The organism is uncultured Rikenella sp., assembly GCF_947628055.1.
In the GTDB taxonomy this organism is placed as follows: Bacteria; Bacteroidota; Bacteroidia; order Bacteroidales; family Rikenellaceae; genus Rikenella.
In genome coordinates this window covers 1-5,172 of sequence record NZ_CANQYJ010000136.1, presented here as the reverse complement: position 1 = coordinate 5,172, position 5,172 = coordinate 1, and the positions used below count along the sequence as shown (strand labels likewise).

The window sequence follows — 5,172 nt, the reverse complement described above, 5'->3', positions numbered from 1 at the left end:
GAGCCCCCGGCTGCGGAGGCCTGCAAAATGCTCGCTGCGCTCGTTTGCAGTCCCCGCTGGCTCCGGCCAATCAAGGGTAGTTACAGCCCAAGTCGCGTGCCGAGCGGCACCCTCCGTGGGGGGAGGCTGCGGCTGCCTTACGGCACGCAAAATGGTCAGCCTCCAGTATTCCTGCTGGGCTACTACCCTTGCTTGACCGGCGCCAGCGGGGCTTTGGGGTAGAGGCGGCCAATAAAACAGCCAACGGCTGCGGCTCGAGTGCCGAGCGGCACCACGGAGGTCGGCGGTTCAAAAGAACTGCAATATTAAGAGCGGTCTATTGCCCCGGCCCAAAGCAAACGCAATGCAAGAGGACTGCGGAGCCTAAGGAGTAGCGCAGCTTCACAAAAGTCTTTTGGGTACCTTTTTTTCCGAATCGACGCTGCCAGGTGCCGCTCGGCACTCGAACCGGGCCGCCTCTACCCTGAATAAGGTGAGCGGCGAGGAGAAAAACGAGCGAAGCGAAGTTAAAAGGTACGGTTCCGTACTGTAAGAACGAATAATCAATTAGCCTCCGCTTTCCGGATCATATGCTGCACCATCAGCAAAGCCGCCACGCTCGGCGCATAGGAGATCGCTCCGCAAGCCTCGTGCGGCGCATCCCCGTCGTATGCCTCCGGCACAGAGCCGATCCCGTAGTTGAGCAGGTCTTCCTCGAATCCGCCTAACAGCTCCCTGGCCTGCATCAAGAATCCTTTCCCGTAAAGTCCGAATCCCGTCCGCACGTAATGTTCCAAGAGCCAAGCGAACACCGTCCCCTGATGTCTTGCCTGGTTCCGGCAATATTCGTTTCCGCGGCAGATCCCCTGGTAGAGCGGACTGTTCGGGCTCAGCGTCCGAATCCCGCGCGGGGTCAGCAGGTATGCCTCGACGACCGTAAAAATCTTCTGCCGTTCGTAGTCGTTCAGCGGCGAGTAAGGAAGCGAACAAGCCAAAAGCATGTTCGGCCGTATGTCCGTGTTCTTTTCTCCGTTGCGATAAACGTAGTCCGCTAAGTAAGGCTGCTGCGGGTTCTGCTCCAACCAGAACGTGGCCTTGAAGTTGTCCCTGATGCGCTCCGGCATTTCGATCCATTCCTGTACGAAAGCGTCGTCGCCGCACAGCCCCGCCAGCTCCAAAGCATAGCATACCGCATTGTACCACAAGGCGTTGACCTCCACCGCAAATCCCGGTCGCCGGGTCACCGGCTGTCCGTCGTTCATCGTGTTCATCCAGGTGAGCGCCCGGCCCGGCATCTCCGCCCAGATCAAAGCATTTTCCGCCATCCGGATATACCGGTGTTCTTCGTCTTCATACCAGTCCGCTTCGTTTTCCGTCCGGTCGTTCCCCACGCCGTCGCGATATGCGTAGAGAATCTCTTTCATCGCCGTCCCATAGCGCGCCCATATTTCCCCCTTGCCCCCCCCGATGTAAGGCTCGAGCTGTTGCAAGGCATGGAAGAACCACAACTGCGTATCCGCGGCGAAGTGCGTTCCGAAAATCCCGTCATGGAGCCGGTTTTCGACATGGTAGTCCAGTATTTCTACGCACTGCTCCACCATCGGCCCCTGCGGCTGCGTCAGGGTAATCCCTGCCAAAGCCATGAAAGTCTCCCTGCTCCGCGCATTGTACCACGGATAGCCCGCGGTCAATGACGTATGGTTTTCCTTAATGATAAGGAACTGCCGCGCCGAATGGTACAAAGCCGGCAAGAATTCCGTCTTGACCGTCCGCCGGGCGATCTCTTCCTCGAAAATGGCCGGCAGCCGTTCTGGTTCGACCTCTGCCGTCGATCCCGAGAAGATGACGCTTTCGCCCGTCGCAATATCGAGTTCAAAGTATCCCGTCGTCAACAGGTCTTCCCGGAACGGGTATCCTCTCCGTTCTTCCTCGAGGTACTCGAAGTCGTGGTACCAGTCCGGCGCCGTCACGAATTTCGCGTTCTTGCTCATCTGCATGTTGAGCCACGGGAACCTCGGATAAAGCCGCGACTTGACCCCGCCCGGTATCGCATAAGATTTCCCGTCGGCCTCCCGGTTTTCCCGGCTCAGCCCGTGCCGAGACCGGAATGCGAGGAACGGTCTGAGCCGCAATTTCGTCGCCGACCTCGCTTCCAGCAAAGTGTATCGGATCAGCAGCTGTTCCGCGGTATGCACCCACAGCATCTCCTTCTTAAGCAGCACGCCCCCGACACGATATATAATGGTCGGCGTCGGAGTGTACGAGAAGTCCACGATATACTTATGCCCCCGCGGTTCATAAATTCCCGGGAAACGGTGTATGGCCAGGTTGAACTCCTGTTCATGCTGGATGACTGTCTCGTCCAGCGACGACAGCAGTACATAATCCTCCCCGCCCAGATCGTCCACCGGGCAGACCATCAGCCCGTGGTATTTCCTGGTGTTGCAGCAGACGATGGTGGTGTTCATATACCCCCCCGCCCGGTTGGTGCTGAGCATTTCGCGCTGGAGCGAGTATTCGAGGTTGCCTAATGCCTGTTTGTTGAATTGTAATATTGCCATAGTTGTGTTCTTGATCGTGTGGTAGGGAGTGTGTGGTTTGTTCAGCGGTGTGTCTATGCAAATCCAAGGCCGGAACGGGCTGCAAGCCTGTAGAACCGGGGTGTCTCTTTGTGCGGTTTCGCCGTCTGCGGCCGTGTGTCCGCGAACGGTTGCAGGCGACGGGAGTATATCATATTAAGTGCGATGGTTAAGAACCGAAATGCAGAGTGAATAGTTCACCGTAAATATAGTATTTTATTTTTGATTCCCAGTGCGTTTTTTACATTAATTCGCGAAAAAGGAGAACTTTTTCGCGAAAGTTCTCCTTTTTTGAATGGCGGCGGGGTGCGATTTGAAATTACCGGCAGGGTTTGATGTCCTTTATCCTCAACTGGGGTGTGACGCTGCCCTGGTAGTGGTTCTCGACTACGTTGTAGCATACGTCGATGGCGCTGCCGCGCCGGATATGGTCGAAGTGGTCGGTCTGCCCGAAAGCGATGGCGGACATCGGTGTAAAAGGCCGCTGGCCCTGTATCAGCTCCATTTTCAGGTGTTCGCTGCGTGCGCCTACCAGCCGCGCCGTGCCGTTGTCGCTGACGTTTTGCGTCACGAACACCGGCGAGGGGTTTCCCGGCCCGAAAGGCTGGAAGGCGTTCAATGTCCGCCGGAAGGCGGGCGTGATCTCGGAAAAGGCGAGGGGTTCGTCGATGTCGATCTGCGGTACGAGCATGTCGGGTTCGATATGTGCTTCGACGTATGCCTCGAACCGCGTTCTGAATTCATCGATCCGTTCGGGTTTCATGGTCAGTCCGGCGGCATAGGTGTGCCCGCCGAAGTTTTCGAGCAGGTCGGCGCACGATTCGACGGCCTGATAGAGGTCGAATCCCGGCACACTCCTCGCCGATCCGGTCACCAAGCCGTGGCTCATGGTCAGCACGACGGTCGGCCGGTAGTAGGTCTCGATCAATCTGGAGGCGACGATCCCCACCACGCCTTTCATCCAGTTGGGGTTGTAGATCACGGTGCATTTCTTGCGCAGCATTTCCGGCGACTGTTCGATAAACTGGTGTGCTTCGATGGTGATGTTCCGGTCGATGCTTTTCCGATCTTTGTTGAAGGTGTCGATCTGCTGCACGAAGTACATCGCGCGCTGTTCGTTCTGTGCGGTCAGCAGCCGCACGGCGGTTCGTCCGCCTGACTGTGCCCGCGGGTCGTCTTCGTCGATGGGGATTTCCATCCGCCCTGCGGCATTGATGCGCGGCCCGATCTTGAAGACGATGTCGTCGATGGCGATGGCGTGCCGTTCGAGGCCGCAGAGTTTGATGATCGCGGCCAGCCCTTTGTTGGGCTTGCGGTTGAGCCGGATGAGGCCATAGTGTGCCAGTATCCGGTTCTCGCCGATAATGGGCACGATATCGGATGCGATACTGACGGCGACCAAGTCCAGTAGGGGTTCGATGGTCTCGAAGGGCAGCTCTTTGAATTGGCAGAAGGCTTGTACGAGTTTGAAGCCTACCCCGCATCCGGAGAGGTCTTTGAAGGGGTAGGTGCAGTCTTCCCGCTTGGGGTCGAGTACGGCCACGGCTTCCGGGATGGAGTCTCCGGGCAGGTGGTGGTCGCAAATGATGAAGTCAATTCCTTTGCGCTTGGCGTAGGCTACTTTGGAACAGGCTTTGATCCCGCAGTCGAGGGCGATGATGAGTTTCGCTCCGTTGTCGGCGGCGTAGTCGATCCCTTTTTCCGAAATTCCGTACCCTTCGGCGTACCGGTCGGGTATGTAGAATAGGAGGTCGTCCATCCACCGGGTGAGGAAGTTGTAGACCAAGGCCACGGCGGTGATCCCGTCGACGTCGTAGTCGCCGTAAACCATCACGCGTTCCTTCTGAGAGATGGCTTGCCCGATCCGCTGTACGGCGAGCATCATGTCTTTCATCAGGTAGGGGTCGTGCAGTTCGTCGAGTTTGGGGTCGAAGAATTGCCGGGCCTGTTCCGTTGTGTCTATGCCGCGCTGAACCAAGAGGTTCGCCAGCCTGGGGTCGATGCCGAGTGCGGTGGAGAGTGCTTCCACTTTCGACGCATCGCCCGCGGGCCGGACGACCCACTTCTTGCCTGCGTGCATGATGTTTTATTTTTTTGTTTACTTTTTTTCATTGTTTCTGTGCGGCGCACCGTTGTGGTTTCGTATGGGTGGCTGCTTTGCCGGGTCGGGTTTTATTCCTTTCGGGCCGCCGGGTGTGCGAGCCGGGGAATTTGCCCGAGGAAATTCCTCTCCCATTTCGGGTGGAGCTTGCGAGGCTTTTTGACCGAGCAAACTTTTGGCTGGAGTGCCCCGCAGCACCTGATCCGGGCTGCCTCTACCCCGAAGTCTTCGCTGGCTCCGGCTATTCTCTGTAAAAGGAACTGTGTTTTGTTCCGTACGACGGGTTTCACAGTCTCCGCCTCTAAGAGGCGGTCGGCCCGGTGCCGCTCGGCACGCGAACCGCAGCCGTTGGCTGTTTTATTGGCCGCCTATACCCCAGCCCCCGCAGGCTCCGGCCGTTTTCCTGTTGGAAGCCAAGTAAACCGCGACCCGTTGGGTCGCGCGAGTCGCCGCCACCCCGCGCGGCGCGAGCCACTTCGACGGTGCTCGTTGCTCTTTCCGCTGGCGGCGACC

3 protein-coding genes are annotated in these 5,172 nt (G+C 57.9%); 1 reads left to right on the top strand and 2 read right to left on the bottom strand.

What is annotated here, in order from left to right:
- Nucleotides 1–222: hypothetical protein (locus Q0Z93_RS09615; protein ID WP_298064981.1), on the top strand; the 222-nt coding region annotated here is incomplete at its 5' end.
- A 320-nt stretch (nt 223–542) separates the two neighbouring features.
- On the opposite strand, the gene Q0Z93_RS09610 is transcribed toward Q0Z93_RS09615, so the two are convergent.
- Nucleotides 543–2,540 carry a glycogen debranching enzyme N-terminal domain-containing protein gene (locus Q0Z93_RS09610; RefSeq protein WP_298064979.1) on the bottom strand — a complete coding sequence of 666 codons (1,998 nt, stop codon included), beginning with the start codon at nt 2,538–2,540 and terminating at the stop codon, nt 543–545.
- Nucleotides 2,541–2,877: 337 nt separating this feature from the next.
- Nucleotides 2,878–4,638, bottom strand: coding sequence for a single-stranded-DNA-specific exonuclease RecJ (gene recJ / locus Q0Z93_RS09605; RefSeq protein WP_298064976.1), 1,761 nt, complete (start codon nt 4,636–4,638; stop codon nt 2,878–2,880).
- Nucleotides 4,639–5,172 lie beyond the last annotated feature (534 nt).

What these genes read in the sequence shown, in the direction of transcription:
- Q0Z93_RS09610 (WP_298064979.1), bottom strand. Translation starts at nt 2,540, where the DNA reads ATGGCAATATTACAATTCAACAAACAGGCATTAGGCAACCTCGAATAC.
- recJ (WP_298064976.1), bottom strand. Translation starts at nt 4,638, where the DNA reads ATGCACGCAGGCAAGAAGTGGGTCGTCCGGCCCGCGGGCGATGCGTCG.